This window comes from Aquimarina discodermiae (assembly GCF_040786235.1).
Taxonomy (GTDB): domain Bacteria; phylum Bacteroidota; class Bacteroidia; order Flavobacteriales; family Flavobacteriaceae; genus Aquimarina.
The window spans coordinates 1-21,584 of the sequence record NZ_JBFMKP010000029.1; the positions used below are offsets into that span (position 1 = coordinate 1).

Here is a 21,584-nt window from a genome sequence, read left to right on the forward strand (position 1 = left end):
GTTCTTGTATATTTGGTAAGGCGCAATGCTTGCAAAAAAGTAAAAGTTAGCAACCAATGCGCAGGAAATGTCGATGGCTTGGTAACATTTTGCTCTGCTACGACACATATATTAAACGTTGTTAGGCAACATTTGACAACAACCCGAAATATGACTGAAGAAACAAAAAATACAATTCACGATTTAGCAGTAAAAAAAATTATTGCTGATTTTGATTTTATAAAGGAAAAGTCAAATGGAGAAACCATATATGGTTTTGGCCTTGGAATAGTTGGAGATATTACAGGATTCTTTTCTGCTGGAAATACTATAGAGTCAATAAAAAGGAAGCTAACTCAAGATGGAGAGGAGTTTGACTCTTCAGATTTATGGTATATCTCGGAATGGGAATATGAGGGAACTAATGATAATACTCTTTATAAATTTCTAGCAACTTTTATATATGATATAGAAGATGGCAAATATGAATCCGCAATGAAAGATTACGAAGACACTTTAATTAAAGCGTTAAAAACTTGTGATAAAAAAGGGATTTTTGGAAAAGGAGAAGAAAGAGAAAACATAATTGTGTATTTGCATTACGCAGACGCAACAGATGAAAATGTCGATGACAATTCTTCAGAACAAATTAACCCCGAGAATATCCATTCATTGTTCAAACAGCGATGGAATGACGAAAATAATAACCTAACAAAAATCATATTAGAAAAAACAGAAAACATTGCCTAACACGGTGTATAAAACATAGCTAATAGGTGCTGAACCGAAAGGTTTGAGTATATTTAGAAAGTCCGCCAAATCTTTTGATTTGGCTTTATAAATAAAAAGATAAAACAAAATAAAAAAGTTTTGGCTAAGTGCTTAATCGAAAGGTTACTACTTTTAATTCCCGTACTAACCATAGCCGAGACGTTGTGTGTTATCTAAAAAATGTGAATGAAAAACTTCAATAATAATGTTTATAAATACTTTTTTCTATCGTTGTCACTTTTCGGTTGTAACGAAGAAGAACCTATTAAACTAAAATTTGAAGAACTTCCAATTGAGGTAAGAAATAAATTTACAACAGTTTATAATTATTCGGAATCTCCAAAAGTTAATCTTGATGGAGACACAATACTTTATACTCCACCATTTGTTGAATGTCATAATTTGGATTCTAAATATAAATGCCAGATAGAATCAAAAGGTGGAATTATAAGAAATCCTTTTTTTATAGTAAAATCAGATAATAAAAATGCTAAAATACCTTGGTCAGTATTGGAGAGGGTTTTTATAATAAAAAATGATAGTGTTTACTATCCAATTTCTAAAGGCGGAATAAGGCAATATGGAGAATCAAGAGCTAAATGGATTAAAATTGATACGTTAAAATTTGAATCTAAAAAAATGAATTAATATAAAAACAACACACAACACTGTGTAAAAATGCATTGAAACGCATTTTACACTAACCGTTAGGGGGCATACAGAAAAAAATGTAGAGTTGAAAAGGTATAAGTTGAATTTTAGTATTAAGCGAATAGGACTCTTTCGATTTTATAGTGGCATAACATTGGAATTGTCTTAAGCTATCTATTAGATTGTTTTTTTCTTGGCCTTATTAAACTAAGTATGGTACTCACAGCAATCTCAAATGGATATTGGAAAAAACCATTCTTTGAAAAACCATCATTTTATTATTCTTTTTTTTGGAGTTTATTCTCAATAAGCCTCGCTTTTAGCTTTACTATATACCTTTGGGCAAGTAAGCCGATCTTAAAAGACAGGCGGAATACAAGAATAAATCGAATTTCCCAAACCAACTCATTTTTCATTTTCGGACTAATATTTTTGTGTGTTTCAAGGCTTCTACAATTTTATGTCGCGTTTCATAATGTAGATTATAAGATCAAAGATGAAATTGGGTTTTTACTTTTTATTCTTCCTATATTCATCTTCCTTTATAATTGGACTTTTATTTCGAAAATTTATCTATCAAAAAAACCAATTCTTATTTCCTTAATAATTTTTATAATTTACGGACTGATTTTAAGTGTAATAAAAATATGAGATAACGACATTTATCTGATCATAGTTGCTAAGTGATGAATCGAATGGTTATTGTATTTTTGATGAGTCCTAATACCTCTAGAAAAGAAAAATTAACAACCAATGTGTAAGAAAAACCGAAAAGCTAGGTGATATTTTACTTTACTAGGGGACATAGTAAACATTGACAACAATTTAAAAACCATAGCAACCCCAGGCCTTTATATAAACTATATTGATATGAATTTAAACAAATTAATCCTTTCCTTTATTGCTCTTTTGGCCATTTCATGCCAAATAGTTACAAAGAAAAATACAACCAAGCAGAAAATTGATCTGAATGGAAATTGGGAATACCTCGGTTTTGGAAAAGCAATAAGTGTTGAGGATAGTATTGTAAAAGGATATCACATATCTTCAGTCGGAAATGTCAGAACCTCTGATAATTCGAGAAGTAGTTATTTCAAATATTATACAGCTGATACAATATCAAACGATACGATTTTACTAAAAGATGGCGTTAAAACTTTCAAACTTTTCAGAAGCAATAAAGATTTTGACAAAAACATCAACACAGAATTAGCCAACGACCCTAAATACAATTTTGAAGTATTATGGAATACATTCAATGAGCAATATGTTTATTTCAAAGAAAGAAACATCGACTGGAACAGTATTTATCAAAAATATGAACCTCAAGTAAATTCAAAAACTAGACCTTTAGAATTATATTTAATTTTTAAAAAAATGCTTGAAGAAGTAAATGATGGACATATTTCTATAGACTTGCCTGACGAATTAGAAGAAGATTATGAAAATCAACTGACAAGTAATTCTACTGAAATGGAAGAAGAAATTCCAGAGGGTTTAGATAAACAAGTTAAAAACTTAATAATTGAAAAACATTTAAAAAATGCTAAAAGTTATAATCAGGGAGAATTAAAATGGGGAATGATAAATGAAGATGTTGCTTATATTCAAACATCAAATATGATTAGCTGGGCAAATTACCCAATTGCAGATAGCTTGTCCAAAAAACAGTTTTGGAAAGAATGGTGGAGTAATCTCAACCAAGCCGACAATCATCATCGAGACGTTGCAAAAGGCACGAGTTTCATTATGGACTCGATTGTCAAAACTATCAGAAATGCTAAAGCGTGTATTGTTGATTTAAGATTTAACGGAGGAGGTTTTGATGATGTTTCCATTGAAATTCTTAATCATTTTGTAAATAATGAAACAAGCATCTGCACCAAAAAAGTAAGATTTGATGATGGATTTACTGAAAAACAAACAATGAAATTAGTTCCATCAGAACAAGTATTTAAGGGGAAGCTATATATTTTAACAAGTCACCAAACCGCTAGTGCAGCAGAGTTGCTTGTTTTGGGTAGTAAAGAAATTCCAAACTCAAAAATAATCGGCTCGACAACCGAAGGAGTGTTTTCGGATATTTTACACAAAAAACTTCCAAATGGCTGGACATATGGATTATCGAATATGGTATACGAATCATTAGATGGAATTAGTTATGAAGAAATTGGAATCAAACCAGATTATGAGCTTAATTACCCAGAAAAATCAAAAGACTTTTACAAATACCTTTACGAAGATGTGAAAAATGGAGATGATGCTATTGAGTTAATAATAACCGAAAACAAATAAAAACCCGTGCTATCACGGTGCATAAGTAATATCGGTTAAAATGACGAAAGAAAATATAAGCATAAAACAAAGGAAAGGGTAAGTGCAAAACTAAAAGGTTTTTGAATAGAAGACTGCTACTATCCATACATAGAAACGTTGAAAATAATTAAAAAAAAATGAATAAACTTCTTTTAATCTTTTTAATTCTATTTGTTACAAAATCTTGTAAAGATGAGAAATTAAAAAGTAAATCTTTAAATAAAGTTTCATCAAACAAAAACTCAGAGCAATCTGATAATTTAATAACTGAAATAAAAGAATATACATTAAAAGGAACGGAAGTTCATCAAATTACATCTACTATTAATCAAAAAATATATGATTTGTATGTAAAACTTCCAAAATCATATTCAAAAACAGATAAAAAATTTCCAATACTAATGCTTACAGATTCTGACTATTCATTCCCTTTAGTTGCAAGTATAAATAGACGGTTAAACGTAGAAGAGTTTATTCTAATTGGAATTTCTTATTCAAAAGGAGAAAAAAACACTACTAGTAGAACAAGAGATTATACGCCTACATATTCTCCAAATGAACCTAGAGGACATTCTAAAGAAGCCAGATTAGCTTCTGGAAAAGCTGATAATTTTGTTGCTTTTATTAAAAATGATGTGTTCAAGTTTTTAAAGAAAACTTACAAAGTCGATATGACAAAAAAAGTGTTTGCTGGTCATTCTTTTGGTGGTTTACTAGCTAGTTATATGCTTGTGACAACCCCTGATCTATTTGATTATTATTTGGCTGGAAGTCCTTCATTATGGTATGATAATTATTCCATAAATAAATTTGAAAATGAATATTTTAAGACTAAATCTAACCTAAAAGCTAATGTTTTTATGTGTATAGGAGCAGATGAAGAAATAAAAACAGGCTCAAAAATGGTTAGTGAGATGTTAGATTTTAAAAAAAGATTATTATCACGAAATTACAAAGACTTAAACATCACGTCTTTGATAATACCCGATGAAGGTCATATGACTGTTTACCCAAGTTTTATAACAAAAGGAATCATTTGGGCCTTTGAAAAAAAATAAAAATCTACAGCTAGCAATGTGCTGTAAAATCAGAGCAAAGTTTAGTGTTTTATTTAAAGATCATTTCCTTTTTGCGATTGTGCTAGATTTTTATAAATTAAACAAGAAATAAAAATGCACAGATAAATCAATTGCTTTGGGCATACTAGTCTTGCTCCAATTCATACAATCGGCGTTGACAATAATACAGAGTCTTCCAGATAAAGATAGGACAGAATTAATCTGTTTAATCTTTCAAGAAAACGAATTATACTTCTAAAATAATACTCGTTTTAGAAGCACCATACTCTGCGATTTTTTCAAGAAAAGAAATAAGATGCTTATTGTTTCTAAAATAACCTAAAATACATAAGCAATCATCACCGGTAATTCTATCACAACTTTGCACTTCTTCCATTGCTTGTATTTGTTTTTGAGCATCATTTGATCCTGTTGATCCCCGATGTATTACCAATGTTATATAGGCTTTAGTCTCAATACCCAATTTTTCATGATTCACTTTTAGAGCATAGCCTTCGATTATACCTTCTTCTTCCAATTGTCTAACACGCTTACCTATGGCAGGTGCAGATAATCCTACTTCTTTCCCAATATTAGCGAAGCTTTCTCTAGCATTAATTTTTAGCATTTCAAGTATCTTTTTGTCTAATGTATCCATTTGTAATCGTAATTTTATTTGTTAATATTCGATAGAAACGAATTCAAATGTACATATATTAATTCGATTGTAATGTAAAAATAAGATAATACATTCTATATTTGTATAGTAATGTTTAGGCAGTTTGATTTCTAATTTGTATTAATCAAACAGAAAAAGATAAAATATGAACCCATTTTTAATAGATAGTATTGGTTATATAGCTCTTGTTATCAATCTATATTCTATGTCTGCAAAAGGCGAATATAAACTACGTTTAATATCACTAATCGCAAATACTGGTTATATTTTATATGGTGTATTAATTAGCGCTACACCAATAATTGTAGGCTGTACAATTGCTGTATTGCTTCATAGTTACCATATAAGAAGATTACGAATAAATAAGAATAGTAATGATTAAAATAAAAATAGCATCCAAAACAGATATAGAAGTTTTAGCACTTCTAGGTCGACTAACATGGGCTGAATCTCATGGGCATTATATCGAAGATAAAAATGATGTATCAAAATACCTTAACGAGAATTTTTCAGTTTTTAAAACGAAACAGAATGTAAACAATCCCAAGCAAATTTTCTATATTATTTATGTAGATGATTTACCTGTCGGTTATGCAAAATTAGTGCTAGATGCATCAAACGAAAATATTACGTCACCAAACAGTTGTCAATTAGAACGAATTTTTATTCTAAATGATTTTATACCCTTAAAAATAGGACAACGGTTACTAACTTTTGTCGAAAAGCAAGCAAAAAAAATGCAATTAGATACGATGTGGCTCACCGTTTACATAGAAAACAATAGAGCCATTAGATTTTATGAAAGAAATGAATTTAAAAACGTAGGTGAATTAAACTTTATAGTAAATGGAAAAGGTTATGAAAATATAGTTTTTTCGAAAACAATATAAATAAGCAAGATTATTAAAAACCTGGGAATAGAAGAAAAAACTACTGCCAACAGTATATAAGAAAAACTTAGATTAATTATCTTTAACAACGATGAAAAGTACTGATGTATTTTTGAGTAATTTATCATACACGTAGTGTTGTGTAACATAGATGAAAAAAATATAGCTACATTAAAATCGGGGAAAATTGAAAGTATTAAATATTCATAAACGAACAATAGACCAGCCAAAAAACAAGGTGGTAGAATTATTTAAAACGCTATCGACAGAGAATGATAGAATTTGGCCAAAAGAAAAATGGCCAAAAATGAAATTTAAGGCCGGAATCAGAGTTGGAGCAAAAGGCGGACATGGACCCATAAGATATGCTGTAGAAAAGTATGAACCGAGTGAGATCATTCAGTTTCGATTCTCAAAACCTAATGGATTTAATGGGATTCATAAGTTCGAAATCAATGAATTGACTCATGAGAAAACCGAAATCAAACATACCATCGATATGAATACATCTGGAAAAGGAACATTTATATGGGTTTTGGCCATTCGTTCTTTGCACAATGCCTTGATAGAAGATGGGTTTGACAAACTCGAAAACATTTTTTCTGAAAATCAAAAATCTAGTAAATGGAATTTCTGGGTTAGGTTTATGAGAAAACAAATAGCAAACAGAAAACCAAGTAAATAAATAAAACATAGATTAATATAAATTAATAATGAACATAGTTGACGATATTGGTCTGGTTACTGTATTTCTATTAGTGTTTCTCTCTCTCTATTTGTTGATAACCCCCTCTAAAAACAAATTGCCCAATATATTCTTTGCCTTATTTCTTTTGGTAACCTCACTAGATATTTCGGCTCTTTTTTTGCAGAATATATTTATAAAGTATCCTCATATTAATACCATAAGAGTGTCATCGGTACTATTACAAATGCCTCTATTTTATTTTTATATTAAAACCATATGTTATCATAATTTCAGGTTTAGATCAACCCATTGGATTCATAGCATTCTATTCTTTATTTTCTTAGCTTTGTTTTCTTTTCAAATTCTAACAAAGGAAAATCATATATTCTATTTGATAGTTGCTCAACTACAGTATTATGGATACATCTTTAGTGTGTTTTATGTACTTAGGAGATATAAAAAATTACACCTCGAAAACTACTCGCTTCAAAATAAAACATATCGATGGTTAATGACTACCTCTATTTTGTTTCTAGTGGGTAATTGTTTTGTTCTTTTTAGAACTATTTATGAAACGTTTTACGATTACCAAGGGCTTACGTTATTAAACTTAGGTATCTCTTTATTTGGGCTCGGTGTAATTTGTTGGTTTATGCTAAAAACCATGCATAACCCAGAGTTATTTACTGGCATCGATAAGGATATTAAACCTCTAGAGAAAGGAACGATTGAAGAGAAAGAAAAATATCATGAAGAAATAGATCATATATCCAGATATATGACAACCCAGAAACCTTATCTCGAAGAAACTTTGACATTGCAAAGTCTGGCTCAAAAAATAGGAATACCAGAAAAGCAGCTATCATTTTTAATTAATAAAGTAGTAGGGAAACATTTTTTTGATTTCATTAATACATATAGAATACAGGAAGCAAAAACTCTTTTACAAGATAAAGAGTTAAATATCCAGGAAATAATGTACAAAGTTGGTTTTAATTCAAAATCTTCATTCAATACAGCATTCAAAAAAAATGTATCAACGACTCCCTCTAATTACAGAAAATCAAACACTTAAAAGAGTTCGACTAAAAATCGAACCTTTTTATACAAAAAAATAAGTGCGACTTTCTTTTCTCAGACCATTTCATCGTTTCATTACCACAAATTTGTATTGAAATATAAATTCAATTCAAATGAAAATTTTATCAAAAACAATTTTGGTTGTTTTAGTGTGGATGCTACAATATATCGATATAAATGCACAAACCATAAGTAAGGAAAAAATTAAGAAAGTAGACTCTATCTTTACCTCTCACTATAATTCTAAATCTCCTGGTGGTGGTTTTGCCATTATCCAACAAGGAGAGGAGGTATTTAAGAAAATAATTGGTCTGGCAAATATAGAATATCAAATTCCTATATCAGATACAACCGTTTTTAACATTGCTTCAAATTCTAAACAAATGACCACATTATTGGCATTTATTCTTGAAGAAGAAGGAAGATTATCATTCGATGATGATATTAGAAGTTATTTGCCAGAACTAAAGGGACTTCCTTATAAAGTTACGATTAAACAATTAACGAATCATTCTCATGGTTTACCCAATGTTGATGAATTAGCAAAATTAAAGGGAATTGAGAGGATGACTCATGATGAAGTTTTAAACATGTTATTTGATGGTAAACAGTTCAACTTTAAACCGGGTGATGATTATCAATATAACAACACCGGATATGTTTTGCTTTCTGAAATCATTACACGTGTTGGAGAAAAACCTTTTCAAGAACAATTAAGAGAAAAAGTATTTGATAAACTTGGGATGCGCCATAGTCATGCTGTAGGGGATTATAACCAAGTAATTCCTAATAAAGCCTATTCATATTCAGAAACAAAGAATGGAATGATGAATAATCCTGTAAAGATTAGTACAATGGGGGCTTCTGGAGTGTATGCAAGCTTGAATGACTTGATTGTATGGGCTCAAAAATTCATTAAAAAGGGTACTAAAAATCAGCAATATCTAAAATTGATGCAACAGGAAACCATTCTAAACAATAATAAATTGATAACATATGGTATGGGTATTCAATTTGAAAACTATAAAGGAGTTGATATTCTATTTCATGGGGGTGGTACAGAAAGTTACCGATCTTATATTTTACACGTTCCAGAACATGAATTATCATTGGTGTTTTTATCGAATGCTGGTGGTTTTTCTGGGTATGAAATTATATATAATTCATTAGAAGCGATTTTAGAACTTGAGTCTGAGGATAAACAACAAACTTTTAATAATGAGAACTTATCTTCTTTTGAAGGAGTTTATGAGTTAACTCCTGGTGCTTACTATAATATTTGGGCAGAAAAAGATTCATTATATTTTGGTACGTATAGAACCACAGAAAGATTCGTTCTTACAAGAAAAGAGAGAAAGGTTTTTGATTTTATATTCCCTTTTTCTCAGATTACTTTTCGAAAAGATGGTTTTGATCTGAGATGGGTAGATTTTACATACCATGCCAAAAAAGTTGCCCCACCCATATCAAAAGATTCGGATTTTGATTTAAATAGGTTTGCTGGGATTTACACAAATAAAGAGCACAATAGCATCTACGAATTAGTAGTAATCGATAATAAATTAATAGCAAAGCATCCTATACATAGTAATATAGAATTAGACATTTATTCTAAAAAATGCATGTATGCAAAAAATAGTTATTTTGGAAAAGTTGATTTCCTTTTTAATTCAGAAGGAAAAGTACAAGGTTTTAAATTGTCAAGACAGAATATTACGAACCTTACTTTTGTAAGACAAAAATCGTATTAACAAAAAAATGGTAAAAAGGTTATAACGAGAGATGCTATTGCCTTTCATAACGTTTAAAGAGACAATTTCTGAATTAAGAAACTAAAAAAAGTACTATTCTAATTTTTTCTTTGCACTACCTCAAAGACTTTGTTTCCATCACATTTTAGGGTTTTAGAAGGGTATTTAAGCAATAGTGCATAATCATGAGTTGCCATAAGAATTGTATTGCCATTTTTGTTGATATCCTGTAAGACTTCCATAACTTCTACAGAGGTTTGGGGGTCCAGGTTTCCGGTAGGTTCATCTGCAAGAATTAATTCTGGATCGTTCAATAAAGCCCTGGCAATTGCCACACGTTGTTGTTCTCCTCCAGAAAGTTGATAAGGATATTTATCTCCTTTTGCTTTCATACCCACTTTGTCCAACACATCATCTATTTTACTATGCATTCCTTTTTCCTCATTCCAGCCAGTAGCTTTAAGCACAAATAACAAATTACCAGAAACCGTTCTGTCATTAAGTAATTTAAAATCCTGAAAAACAATACCAAGCTTTCTTCTTAAAAATGGAATTTGACTTTCTTGTAGTGTTGGTAAATCAAAATCAACAATGCTTCCCTCTCCTTTAACCAAGGGGATATCTCCATAGAGGGTTTTCATAAAACTACTCTTACCAGTACCCGTTTTACCAATAAGGTATACAAAATCACCTTTGTTTACTTCGACATTTACATCAGATAAAATTAAATTTTCTCTTTGATATATAGATGCATTCTTAAGGCTTAATACTGTATTAGACATAAATTATGATTCTAGATTGATAGTATTTGGTAAAAGTAAAAGTTTTCTTTTAAAAAAATAAGAATTGTTATTGTAATTAAAAGCACTTAGTATGTGTATTTTGAAGAAGTTTACTTTGCCATAATTTGATTTTTTAACGCGTCTCTATTTTTCTCAAAAAGAGCCAATTTTTGATCTTTAGTTTTTTTTGCAACATCACAGGCTTTTTGGTACATTTCTAATGCTTTTTCTGTTTGCTCTGCAGCGACCAAGGCTTCGGCATAACTATCATAGGTATTTGCAGATTCTGGGTATAAGGCAATGGCTAGTTTAAACAGTTCTAATGCCTTATCTATTTTTTTGTTGCGAAGAAAGAAATATCCATCCGCGTTTAAACTTCCTTCCGCAGGTTGATAAGTCGATTTGGTTAATAGAGAGTATTGCTTGTAATGATGTAAATGCGCTTCTGTATATCCTAATTTGGTAATATTTTTCTTGAGATCATCAAGCAGTTTGGCATGTGCTTCTAAATCGATTGTATTTTGAGTTTTATCTCTAGATAACTTCCAGGTATCATAAAAAGTAACATTGTTGTCTTCTGCTTTTGAGATTCCCAACAGTCTTTCCTTGGTAAGAACAAGGTTTAATGAAGTTTTTACACCCCAATCACTACTGATATAATCAACGGTTATTTTTTTTCCTGGTTTTAAAAGTACAGGTTTAATTTTTATAGTATCCGCTTCATCGGGCCAATAGGATATGATATCTCCTATTAATGAATCTTTACGTTGTTTAAAATCAAGAGTTACTCCAATAGCATTACGACTACGAGTGGTTGTTCCATACCATTTACCTAAAATATTTTCTGAAGTAATGTCTTGATTTGGGGACAAAACAGGAATTTTATATTCTGGATCTGGTTTACGAATATTGATATGACGATCATTTCTTTTGATAAGCTTAAGCGCTTTTTTTACTCCAGATTGAATAGCTTTTGCTTCTTTAGGTGTAATGGTAACCAGATTATCTATCGTGCTGGACTCTTGGCCCACATTAGATAAAGGATAGCCGTCTATTTTTGCTGAGATGCCTGCGGGATTTGTATCAAAAATTGTACTGAATATAGTTAAGGCAGCGAGATAAGACCCATATTTCGAAGGGTGAGAACCATCGGGAGCATATAAATCAAATTTCCATTTAGGTCTGTTCTTGTGCCAAACAAATCCTACTGGAGCCAATAAACTGTTTGATTCTTTAGCTATTTTATGGTACGCATACGTTAAATATTTTTGTTGTGAAGGAGTCCCTTTTCGAGCCCAGGTCATAAAAAAAACAGTTCGAGCACCAATTTTTTCAATCTCTGTATGAAACTTTCTGGCATGCTCAAAAAATGCTTTTGATTCATCAAAATACCATTGTTCATTAATAACAATACCACTTCCTAAGTTGCTTTGTTCCTGGAGAACGACATAATCCCACGATTCTTTTTTGATCGCTTCAAGAGCTTTTCCTGTTTCCCAATGATATCGTAAGGTTGCTCCACCTCTGGATATCATTTTTATCATTACTTTTTTATTAGGTACTTTTTCTTTTGCCATCTCTTTTACTAGTTGAGGGAGGCTGTTGTAATATGTATAGCTGTTTCCTATAAAAAGGATTTTGGTAGTATCCTTGGTGGTTAAATGCACACTAGTATTTGATTGTGCAAAGGTTGTTGTAGCAAATAAAAAAGTAAAAAGTAGCGTAACAATCAGCGTTCTTTTCATAGTTTGATGTTCTTTAGATCTGTTTTTTGATAGTGATGAATGTTTTGGTAGTATAATGAACTAAAGTTCATATGAGATATTTTATTTATTACAAGAATAATCTCATTTTAAGCAAATATAGAAAGAATGAGATGCTGGGTGAGGGAAAAAAATCATAAAAAAAGAAAAGGAATAGGTGGCCAAATTATTAAATCTAAATTTAGAATGTAATTATCTTGAAAATCTTTCGTTATTAAAAAGAAGATTAGGGTATCTTTAACATAAAAATTATTCACGGGAAACGATATTTACTTTTTTTTAGGAATCAAGACAAATAGAACTTGAATACTGGATGTATACAAAGCGTTATTTGATAGTTTTATCATATCAATGTTACTTTGTTATCTGGTAATTATAGTTTTATAACTTATATGTTAATTTTATGAAATACATCACCTCGATGCTTTTTGCTGTAGGATTGTGTGCAACTCTAAGTGCTCAGCAGTCAGCAATTTATACCAATGATTTAGTGTTGTACAATCAAGCGTTAGAATTGTATAATAACCGACAATTTCTTGCAGCGCAAAATTTGTTTGATCAGGTAAAAGATCGGTCAGAAGATGAAAGTATCGATGCTGATTGTACTTATTACATTGCGAATTGTGCGGTCTGGTTAAATCAAAAAGATGCAGATCAACTTTTAGAAGATTTTGTTGTACAATATCCAACCAGTGTTAAACGAAATGCAGCCTACCTAGATGCAGCTACCTATTATTTTGATAATGGTAAATATGCATATGCCAGAAAATGGTATGATAAAGTTGATGAAAGCCGATTAGGTAGAAAAGAAAGAGAAAAGTACAATTTTAATAATGGATATGCCTATTTTAAAATTCAACGATTTAATGAGGCTAAGAAATTTTTGAATAGAGTAGAAGATAGCCCAGAATATAGTGCAAAAGCAAAATATTATTTAGGTTTTATCGCCTATGAAGGAGATAATTATAAAGAAGCAGATAAATTATTTGATGAGGTCAAGGACTTGGATCAATACAATAAAAACTTGTCCTATTTTCAGAGTGACATGAATTTTAAATCGGATAATTTTCAAGGTGCTATTAATGAAGGATTAAAACAACTTCCGGGAGCAAAACCTTCAGAAAAATCAGAATTAAATAAGATTATAGGAGAGAGTTATTTTAACCTTGGCAAGTATGATAAAGCAATTCCATATCTTAAGGAATATAAAGGGCGAAAAGGGAAATGGAATAATACCGATTATTATCTTTTAGGGTATGCTTATTATAAGCAAGGAGATTATCCAAATGCAATTTCAGAATTTAATAAAATTGTTGACGGGGATAATGCTACTTCGCAAAATGCATATTATCATTTGGCAGAATCGTATCTAAAAACAGACCAGAAACAACAAGCGCTAAATGCGTTTAAAAATGCTTCGGAAATGGATTTTGAAGCAAAAATAAAAGAAGATGCCACCTATAATTATGCTAAGTTAAGTTATGAAATAGGTAACTCTTACGAAAGTGCTCCCAAAGTACTACTATCTTACTTAGAAGAGTATCCCAATACCGAGTCAGAAGAAGAAATTAAGGAGTTATTAATCAGTTCATATATAACTTCAAAAAATTATAAAGAAGCAATGGATCTTCTCGAGGGGAGTAGAAATTATGCCGATAAAGAGGTGTATCAAAAAGTAGCCTTTTACAGAGGAGTAGAATTATATAATGAAAGTAATTATACCGAAGCTATTTCTTATTTTGATACTTCTTTAAAAGAGCAAGTTGATGCTGGTTTTACAGCAAGAGCTATATACTGGAAATCAGAGAGTGATTATTTGCTAACCAATTTTAATGAAGCGCTGATAGGTTTTAAACAGTTTCAGGGAAGCACAGGTGCATCTACCACAAAAGAATACCGTTCTATAGATTATAACTTGGGGTATACCTATTTTAAATTGAAACAATATCCACAGGCAGCAGATCATTTTGATGCATTTTCTAAAAATGAAGATGTAGATGAAGCCAGACGGGCAGATACTTATTTGAGATTGGCAGATAGTCATTTTATTTCAAGAAAATATTGGCCGGCAATGGAAGCGTATAACCTAGCAATTAAAAGTAATGGCTCTGATGCAGATTATGCTCATTACCAAAAAGCGATTAGTTATGGCTTTGTAAATAAACCTGGTAAAAAGATAAGTGATTTAGAAATGTTTCTTAAAACCTACCAAAAATCTACCTATAGAGATGATGCTATGTTTGCATTGGGTGATGTATATATATCAGAAAATAAAATCCAACGAGGTATAGAAGCCTATGATCGATTGATAAAGGATATTCCAAGAAGTTCATATGTTCCCAAGGCGATCTTAAAACAAGGATTAGTATATTATAATGGAAACAAAGGCGATAGAGCATTAACAAAGTTTAAACGAGTTGTTGCAGAATATCCGGGTTCTGAAGAAGCCATACAAGCTGTAAATACAGCTAGATTGATATACGTAGACTTAGGAAGAACCAATGAGTATGCAACCTGGGTAAAAGGTCTTGATTTTGTAGATGTGAGTGATGCCGATTTGGATAACACTTCGTATGAGGCGGCAGAAAAACAATTTATAGAAAATAATGATAATGCAGCTATTAGTGGTTTTAATAAATATCTTGATGAGTTTCCAAAAGGACTGCATGCTTTAAAAAGCCATTTTCATTTAGCACAATTGTACTTTAAGAAAGGTGATAAAGAAGCAGCTATACCGCATTATAAAGAAGTATTGCAAAATGATCGAACCGAATATACAGAGCAAGCTTTAGCCCGATTGTCACAATTATATCTTGAAAAGAGAAAGTATAAAAAGGCAATTCCGATATTAGAACGTTTAGAAAGTGATGCAGATTTTCCGCAGAACATCATCTTTGCACAATCCAATTTAATGAAATCGTATTACCAATTACTAAACTATCAAAAAACAATCGAGTATGCTGATAAAGTATTGGCAAACCCTAAAATACAGAATGAAGTAAAAAGTGACGCTAAGATTTTTACAGCAAGAGCTGCAATGCAAACTAGAGATACAGAACGAGCAAAGAAAGCTTATGCCGAAGTTCAAAAAATAGCTACAGGAGAACTGGCTGCAGAAGCACTATATTATGAAGCATACTTTAAAAACCAGGAAGGACAGCACAAAAAATCTAATGAAGTGGTTCAAAAACTAGCAAAAGATTTTTCTGGTTATCGTTTATATGGTGCCAAAGGATTGGTGCTTATGGCCAAGAACTTTTATGCACTTAAAGATGCGTACCAAGCTACGTATATTTTAGAAAGTGTTATTAAAAATTTTACCAATTATCCAGAAGTAACAGATGAAGCTGAAATAGAACTAAAGGAGATAAAAGACAAAGAAGCAAAAACTAACTCTTCCATCCAAACAGACCAATAATTATCCAGATTAAAAAACACACTAAGTATATGTTTTTATATTTTAAGAAAACGAAACTTTTTATAGTAGAATTATTTCAAGAATCAAGACCGCTGATAGTGCCAGAAAAAGTACTTTTTTTAGGAGTATTATTGGTAAGTGTCATTGGATTTTCTCAGGAAAAAGAGGAGGAAACTTTGGACACAGAGCGTGTTGTGATTGTTAAGGCATATACCCCAACCATAAGTGATGCCTTTAAAATAAAATCTACTCCAGAGATCAATGATTCGATCGTGCAGCAAAAAAAACAAATACGATATAGTATTTTTTCTGTACCTGTGGCTTCTACTTATACACCTGTAAAAGGAAAAGCGGCAAATATTGATCGCCCAAAGCCAATAAAAATCTATGACAATTATGCTACATTGGGATTTGGTAATTTTACTTCGGTTTTAGCCGAGTTTTATAGTAATTTTCAGCTAAATAGGTCTGATAATGTTGGGTTGTATTTACATCATAATTCATCGCAAGGTGGAATTGAAGAAGTAAAGTTGGATGATAAGTTTTATAATACATCTTTAGATCTTAATTATACAACAAGAACAAGAGATTATACGCATGGTATAGAGTTAGGTGTGGAGCACCAGCTATATAATTGGTATGGTCTACCCGAAGAACTAGCATTAACTCCCGAAGAGATTAATTTAATCGATCCAGAGCAAAGCTACATAGGAGTAAAATTAGGAGGAAAACTCCAATTCGATAATTTGTATTTTAAGAAAGCAGCGGTACAATATCGTTATTTTACAGATGCTAAGAAATCCAAAGAGAATAGTTTAGTAGCGCAACCTACTTTTGAGTTTGAAGCGGGAGATAATTTGATTACAACAAACTTTATAGTAGACTATTTGAAAGGAACATTTGATCGATCGAGTGATTTGGCCTTTGAAACTGAAAATCGATATACGTATTTAAATTTTGGAGCCAATCCAAGTTTGGTTATCCTAAGAGATAATCTTACTATAAATTTGGGGGCAGCGATCTATTATTCAATAGACGAAGGAAATGATGATAATGACCTTTTTATTTACCCCAAAGTTACCGCTTCTTATAGGCTGTTAGAAGAGTCTGTAACTGCATATGGTGGTTTAGAAGGAGGGCTATTTCAAAATTCTTATAGAGACGCTGTATTGCAAAACCCCTTTGTGTCTCCTACACTCTTGATTGCTCCTACCAATAAGTTATATGACGCTTACGTTGGATTAAAAGGAAAAATTAGTGACTTGGTGAGCTATAATATAAAAGGAAGTTACGTTTCAGAAAATAGCAAGCCACTATTTGTTGGTAATAGAAGAAATACATCTTTGTTAGAGCCAGAAGGATATGATTATGGTAATTCATTTTCGTATCGTTATGATGATATAAAGACCATTTCTGGGTATGGAGAATTGAAATTTGAAGTAAATAAGAAATTTACGTTAGGGATGTCTGCAGAATATTTTCAATATACATTAGAGAAAGAGGCTATAGCCTGGAATTTGCCAGAGTTAAAAGCATCTGCAACAATCGATTATCAGATTAATACAAATTGGTTTGCTGGGGCACAATTGTTTTATCAGGGAGAGCGAAAGGATATCGACAACCTAGCGGTTGCGGTAATTGATCAACCAGAGCCTACGATAACGTTGGATGCTTTCTTTGATGCAAATGTTAATCTAGGATATCGCCTTAGCGATAAATTATCCTTCTTCGTAAAAGGAAACAATTTGATGGGGGAAAATTATCAGCGCTGGGCCAATTTTCCGGTACAGGGAGTACAGTTTTTAGGAGGTGTTACCTATAAGTTTAACTACTGATTTATTGGTAGAATTGTGTTTTTAGAGCGTTGTAATATAAAGTGTTAAGGTACACGGTATAATTTTTGTTATCTTGTTTTAATCATTGAAAGGATTACATCTAAAAGTAATTTTTTATGATTAAATTGTAGTAAAAATAAACAGATGAAAAATTATACTTTCTTTTTTTTAATCTTGTTTTCTATTATTGGACATGCGCAGGATAACTTTAAATTGTATTATGAAGATACCAAAGATGGTTTTGTAATTCTTGCTGATAACGACGAATATAGTCCTGTTTCTGCAAAAATAGGTTTTAAACTAGAAAACCTGAAATCTACTAATGAAGATGCAATTATTTTTGTAGTTCCTGCAAACACCAAAAGGCATATAATCACAGAATTAAAAGTTATTGATAGAAAAAAAAGAGTCAGGCTGGGATTCGAATCTATTTATAATCATGGAAATCATCATCTAAAAAAATATGATAGAAATTTCAACTATTATTTGCCGTATGGAAAAGGAGCAGAGTATTGGTTGTCACAGGGGTATGATGGAGCCACATCGCATAAAGGTGAAAATGCACTAGATTTTAAAATGCCTATTGGTACCAAGGTATATGCTGCACGTGGTGGAGTGGTCGTAGATATTGAAGAAGGATATAATAAAAGTTGTACAGAGCCAGAGTGTTCAAAACATAATAATTATATATTAATATACCATACAGACGGAACTTTTGCAGAATATACACACATTAAGCAAAATGGAGCAGAAGTGAAGGTTGGAGATCGAATAAAGATAGGGCAATTTATAGGATACAGTGGCAATGTGGGGTGGGCAACAGGACCGCACTTACATTTTATAGTATTTTTTCAGAGACTTAAAAAAAGAGTTACTTTAAAAACAAAATTTCTTACTCAAAAAGGAAAACCGGCAATACCACTTGTCGAGAGGCAGAAATATAGACAAGAATATTAGTTTGTTACAAATTTATAATATACTCAAAAAATAACCTTTTTGAGTGTACCTCTTTGGTATAGAACGGGTTTAAAAAAATGAAATGAACAAGACTATTAAGTTCGTTTTAACTTATAATTGGTATAAGATCTACCCTCCAAGGGTTATTACAAAATTTCCTATCTTTCCTACACAAAACAGAAAACACATCGATCATGATTAAGAAAACGCTTATTCTGGCAGTTTTAGCTATTGTTTTTACTGCATGTAAAAATGAAACAAGTATCAATACCTCTAAAGAAACACAACAAGAAATAAACGTAAGTGTTAAGTTTAGTGAAATGCTTGATAATTATTATGAAGAAGGATTAGAATTAAACCCTATACAAGCTACTATGGCAGGTGATAACAGGTATAATGACTATTTTCTTAATTCATTGGCAGATGAGACAATACAAAGGTTCAAAGAATATTATGTCCGTTATAAACAAGAAGTAAGTCGGTTTGATGATGCATCTCTTTCAGAAAGTGAAAAAATGAGTAAAGCTATTCTTGAGTGGGAATGTGATATGCACCTAAAGGGGTATACCTTTAAAAAAGAATACTTTCCTATAGATCAAATGTGGTCCGTAAATCTAATGATAGGCCAATTAGCAGGTGGTAGTAGCGCACAGCCTTTTAAAACGGTCACCGATTATATTAATTGGTTACAGCGTCTTAATGGATATGTAGACTGGATGAATTCTGCTAAGACAAAAATGCAGGAAGGGATAAAAGCAGGATATGTATTACCAAAATCATTAATAAAAAAAGTACTTCCACAATTAGAAGCATTAACAGTTACTGATCTTGATCAACATCTTTTTTATACCCCGGTAAAGAATTTTCCTGAAGGTCTTTCTGAAGAAGATAAGGCTCGATTAAAAGAGGCCTACAAAGAAATGATTGTAAGTAGAATTATTCCTGCTTACAAAGACCTTCATGAGTTTATGAGTACTACCTATATGGAAGCAGGAAGAACCAGTTCTGGTATTGCAGAAGTGCCTAACGGAAAAGAGTGGTATCAATATCAAATCAGATTGTATACCACCACTACAATGACAGCAGATGAAATACATGAATTGGGGCTTACCGAAGTAGCCAGAATTTCTGCTGAAATGGAAAAAATAAAAGAACAAGTAGGTTATAAAGGAAACCTTAAGTCGTTTTTTGATTATGTGAGAAATAAAAAAGAACTAATGCCATTTACCGAGCCCCAACAGGTAATAGATAACTTTAATGCTATTCATGAGCGTATGAAACCTCAGATAGAAAGACTTTTTGATGTAAAACCAAAAACCGCTTTTGAAGTAAAACGTACCGAAGCTTTTAGGGAAAAATCTGCAAGTGCAGAGTACAATCCAGGATCTTTGGATGGAACAAGACCTGGTATTTTTTATACACCAATACCCAATGTAACTAAGTATAATATGTATAGTGATGAGTCTCTTTTTTTACACGAGGCGATACCAGGTCATCATTATCAAATATCATTAACACAAGAGAGTATAGAATTGCCTAAGTTTAGAAAAACATTGTGGTATAGTGGATATGGAGAAGGATGGGCTTTGTATAGTGAATCATTGGGGAAAGAACTTGGCCTTTATACTGACCCCTATCAATATTTTGGAATGTTAGGAGCAGAAATGCATAGAGCTATACGATTGGTGGTCGATACGGGATTGCATTCTAAAGGATGGACCCGTGAGCAAGCCATCCAATACTCATTAGATAATGAAGCAGAATCAGAAGCTAGTATTACCTCAGAAATTGAACGATACATGGCCAATCCAGGGCAAGCATTATCTTATAAAATAGGGCAATTAAAAATAAGAGCACTTCGTGATCGAGCCCAAAAAGAACTTGGAGAAAAATTTGATATTAGAAAGTTTCATAACCAGGTGTTAGAAACTGGGTGTGTACCACTTGCCTTATTAGAGAATAAAATTGATTCTTGGATTTCGAAAACCAAACAAAATTAACAGTTGATTTTTGCAATTGAGTTCTCTGTAAGAAGAAAACAAAAAAGACGTAAGCTATAAATTTATAGCTTACGTCTTTTTTGTTTTGTGATTGTATGATTAACTATACTTATTTTCCACCATTACCTCTTAAATCGGCTAGACATAAGGGATCGAGAACGGGGATTTCATTTCCCATCCCCATCATACCAGACCCGAAGTTTATCGCGGCTTCCATCAAACATCCAGATACGTTACAATGGTTCTCAGCATCCTGGTCTTCGTGGTTGGATAAATCTGGGGTTCCTATATTTACCAACCCCATAAGATGAGCAAATTCGTGATGAAGTGTTGTGGTTTCAATAGCGCTAAGTGATGGGGAATCAGGACGTTTACCTAGATTTTGTAAGGTGCCTTCATAGATAACCAAAGAAGTATTAAAATAAGCAGATCCTAATGTAATAGTATTCTCGGTGTCATCTTCATTGCTTCCATCTGCAAAATAAATATATACTGCAATCTCATCTCCCTCATTAAAAATAGTTCTGTTATTGTTTTCAATTTCTGCAATTTCTTTAATAGAAAAAGGAGCTTTTCCTGAAGAAGCAATAGAACGACGAGTAATGGTAATACCATCTGGTTTGAATAACCTGTCTTGTAAAAATTGTTGTAGACCGGTAACTGCAGCTTCTGTTGGCTCAAAACCTTCTACAGAAACAATTTCTATATGTAAACTGGTAAATTTATTCGCACTTAATAGGTCGTTGGCAGATTCACCTAAAGGCTGCTTGTTGCTTTGTTGAGAGGCATTAACTGCAGTAGAAGAATCGTCATCAGAACAACCAACAAGAATAAAAGAAAAGATAAACAGGAAACCAAAAGTTTTAAGTAAATGCACAGAATATATTTTTTAGGTTAGTAAATAGAGGGGTTTTTAAGATAGTAATTTTTATTGTAAGCATTGAGTTTTATAGATTTGAATTTAGA

General features: G+C 31.7%; 16 protein-coding genes. 12 read left to right on the forward strand and 4 right to left on the reverse strand.

Annotation, left to right across the window (positions count from 1 at the left end; genetic code table 11):
- The 4 genes from ABW636_RS17625 to ABW636_RS17640 form a co-directional block, all read left to right on the forward strand.
- Positions 1 to 729: DUF4303 domain-containing protein (locus tag ABW636_RS17625; RefSeq protein WP_367591391.1), on the forward strand; the 729-nt coding region annotated here is incomplete at its 5' end.
- A 207-nt stretch (positions 730 to 936) separates the two neighbouring features.
- Positions 937 to 1,398, forward strand: coding sequence for a hypothetical protein (locus ABW636_RS17630; RefSeq protein WP_367591392.1), 462 nt, complete (start codon positions 937 to 939; stop codon positions 1,396 to 1,398).
- Between the two features lie 873 nt (positions 1,399 to 2,271).
- Entirely contained in the window at positions 2,272 to 3,696 is a 1,425-nt protein-coding gene (locus ABW636_RS17635; protein WP_367591393.1) for a S41 family peptidase, read from the forward strand.
- A 158-nt stretch (positions 3,697 to 3,854) separates the two neighbouring features.
- Positions 3,855 to 4,775, forward strand: coding sequence for an alpha/beta hydrolase (locus tag ABW636_RS17640; protein ID WP_367591394.1), 921 nt, complete (start codon positions 3,855 to 3,857; stop codon positions 4,773 to 4,775).
- 247 nt (positions 4,776 to 5,022) lie between these two features.
- Here ABW636_RS17640 and ABW636_RS17645 read toward each other — a convergent pair whose 3' ends face one another.
- The gene (locus ABW636_RS17645; RefSeq protein WP_367591395.1) at positions 5,023 to 5,433 is read right to left on the reverse strand and encodes an Lrp/AsnC family transcriptional regulator; all 411 of its coding nucleotides are present in this window, start codon (positions 5,431 to 5,433) and stop codon (positions 5,023 to 5,025) included.
- Between the two features lie 395 nt (positions 5,434 to 5,828).
- On the opposite strand from ABW636_RS17645, the gene ABW636_RS17650 reads away from it, so the two are divergent.
- The 4 genes from ABW636_RS17650 (at position 5,829) to ABW636_RS17665 (ending at position 9,863) form a co-directional block, all read left to right on the forward strand.
- Positions 5,829 to 6,344, forward strand: a complete 516-nt coding sequence (locus ABW636_RS17650) for a GNAT family N-acetyltransferase (RefSeq protein WP_367591396.1) — start codon at positions 5,829 to 5,831, stop codon at positions 6,342 to 6,344.
- A gap of 187 nt (positions 6,345 to 6,531) precedes the next feature.
- Complete coding sequence (locus ABW636_RS17655) at positions 6,532 to 7,029, forward strand: hypothetical protein (protein WP_367591397.1); 498 nt, start codon at positions 6,532 to 6,534, stop codon at positions 7,027 to 7,029.
- Between the two features lie 514 nt (positions 7,030 to 7,543).
- On the forward strand, positions 7,544 to 8,107 hold the full coding sequence (locus tag ABW636_RS17660; protein ID WP_367591398.1) for a helix-turn-helix domain-containing protein: 564 nt from the start codon (positions 7,544 to 7,546) through the stop codon (positions 8,105 to 8,107).
- Positions 8,108 to 8,225: 118 nt separating this feature from the next.
- Positions 8,226 to 9,863 carry a serine hydrolase domain-containing protein gene (locus ABW636_RS17665; protein WP_367591399.1) on the forward strand — a complete coding sequence of 546 codons (1,638 nt, stop codon included), beginning with the start codon at positions 8,226 to 8,228 and terminating at the stop codon, positions 9,861 to 9,863.
- 98 nt (positions 9,864 to 9,961) lie between these two features.
- Here ABW636_RS17665 and ABW636_RS17670 read toward each other — a convergent pair whose 3' ends face one another.
- Both ABW636_RS17670 and ABW636_RS17675 read right to left on the reverse strand, forming a co-directional pair.
- Positions 9,962 to 10,645, reverse strand: a complete 684-nt coding sequence (locus ABW636_RS17670) for a cell division ATP-binding protein FtsE (RefSeq protein ID WP_367591400.1) — start codon at positions 10,643 to 10,645, stop codon at positions 9,962 to 9,964.
- A 110-nt stretch (positions 10,646 to 10,755) separates the two neighbouring features.
- Positions 10,756 to 12,390 (reverse strand): DUF4886 domain-containing protein, encoded by a 1,635-nt coding sequence (locus ABW636_RS17675; protein WP_367591401.1) that lies wholly within the window; start codon positions 12,388 to 12,390, stop codon positions 10,756 to 10,758.
- A gap of 421 nt (positions 12,391 to 12,811) precedes the next feature.
- Between ABW636_RS17675 and ABW636_RS17680 the strand changes: the two genes are divergently transcribed.
- The 4 genes from ABW636_RS17680 (at position 12,812) to ABW636_RS17695 (ending at position 20,618) form a co-directional block, all read left to right on the forward strand.
- Positions 12,812 to 15,826, forward strand: a complete 3,015-nt coding sequence (locus ABW636_RS17680; RefSeq protein WP_367591402.1) for a tetratricopeptide repeat protein — start codon at positions 12,812 to 12,814, stop codon at positions 15,824 to 15,826.
- Positions 15,827 to 15,855: 29 nt separating this feature from the next.
- A complete protein-coding gene (locus tag ABW636_RS17685; RefSeq protein ID WP_367591403.1) occupies positions 15,856 to 17,661 on the forward strand; it encodes a porin family protein in 1,806 nt (601 codons plus the stop codon).
- A gap of 144 nt (positions 17,662 to 17,805) precedes the next feature.
- Positions 17,806 to 18,618: a M23 family metallopeptidase gene (locus ABW636_RS17690; protein ID WP_367591404.1), complete on the forward strand. Its 813-nt coding sequence runs from the start codon at positions 17,806 to 17,808 to the stop codon at positions 18,616 to 18,618.
- 194 nt (positions 18,619 to 18,812) lie between these two features.
- The gene (locus tag ABW636_RS17695; RefSeq protein ID WP_367591405.1) at positions 18,813 to 20,618 is read left to right on the forward strand and encodes a DUF885 domain-containing protein; all 1,806 of its coding nucleotides are present in this window, start codon (positions 18,813 to 18,815) and stop codon (positions 20,616 to 20,618) included.
- Between the two features lie 109 nt (positions 20,619 to 20,727).
- Here ABW636_RS17695 and ABW636_RS17700 read toward each other — a convergent pair whose 3' ends face one another.
- Positions 20,728 to 21,495, reverse strand: coding sequence for a hypothetical protein (locus ABW636_RS17700; RefSeq protein ID WP_367591406.1), 768 nt, complete (start codon positions 21,493 to 21,495; stop codon positions 20,728 to 20,730).
- Between the last annotated feature and the right edge of the window lie 89 nt (positions 21,496 to 21,584).

What these genes read in the sequence shown, in the direction of transcription:
- ABW636_RS17695 (WP_367591405.1), top strand. Translation starts at nt 18,813, where the DNA reads ATGATTAAGAAAACGCTTATTCTGGCAGTTTTAGCTATTGTTTTTACT.
- ABW636_RS17680 (WP_367591402.1), top strand. Translation starts at nt 12,812, where the DNA reads ATGAAATACATCACCTCGATGCTTTTTGCTGTAGGATTGTGTGCAACT.
- ABW636_RS17660 (WP_367591398.1), top strand. Translation starts at nt 7,544, where the DNA reads ATGACTACCTCTATTTTGTTTCTAGTGGGTAATTGTTTTGTTCTTTTT.
- ABW636_RS17665 (WP_367591399.1), top strand. Translation starts at nt 8,226, where the DNA reads ATGAAAATTTTATCAAAAACAATTTTGGTTGTTTTAGTGTGGATGCTA.
- ABW636_RS17675 (WP_367591401.1), bottom strand. Translation starts at nt 12,390, where the DNA reads ATGAAAAGAACGCTGATTGTTACGCTACTTTTTACTTTTTTATTTGCT.
- ABW636_RS17685 (WP_367591403.1), top strand. Translation starts at nt 15,856, where the DNA reads ATGTTTTTATATTTTAAGAAAACGAAACTTTTTATAGTAGAATTATTT.
- ABW636_RS17670 (WP_367591400.1), bottom strand. Translation starts at nt 10,645, where the DNA reads ATGTCTAATACAGTATTAAGCCTTAAGAATGCATCTATATATCAAAGA.
- ABW636_RS17690 (WP_367591404.1), top strand. Translation starts at nt 17,806, where the DNA reads ATGAAAAATTATACTTTCTTTTTTTTAATCTTGTTTTCTATTATTGGA.
- ABW636_RS17645 (WP_367591395.1), bottom strand. Translation starts at nt 5,433, where the DNA reads ATGGATACATTAGACAAAAAGATACTTGAAATGCTAAAAATTAATGCT.
- ABW636_RS17650 (WP_367591396.1), top strand. Translation starts at nt 5,829, where the DNA reads ATGATTAAAATAAAAATAGCATCCAAAACAGATATAGAAGTTTTAGCA.
- ABW636_RS17635 (WP_367591393.1), top strand. Translation starts at nt 2,272, where the DNA reads ATGAATTTAAACAAATTAATCCTTTCCTTTATTGCTCTTTTGGCCATT.
- ABW636_RS17640 (WP_367591394.1), top strand. Translation starts at nt 3,855, where the DNA reads ATGAATAAACTTCTTTTAATCTTTTTAATTCTATTTGTTACAAAATCT.
- ABW636_RS17630 (WP_367591392.1), top strand. Translation starts at nt 937, where the DNA reads ATGAAAAACTTCAATAATAATGTTTATAAATACTTTTTTCTATCGTTG.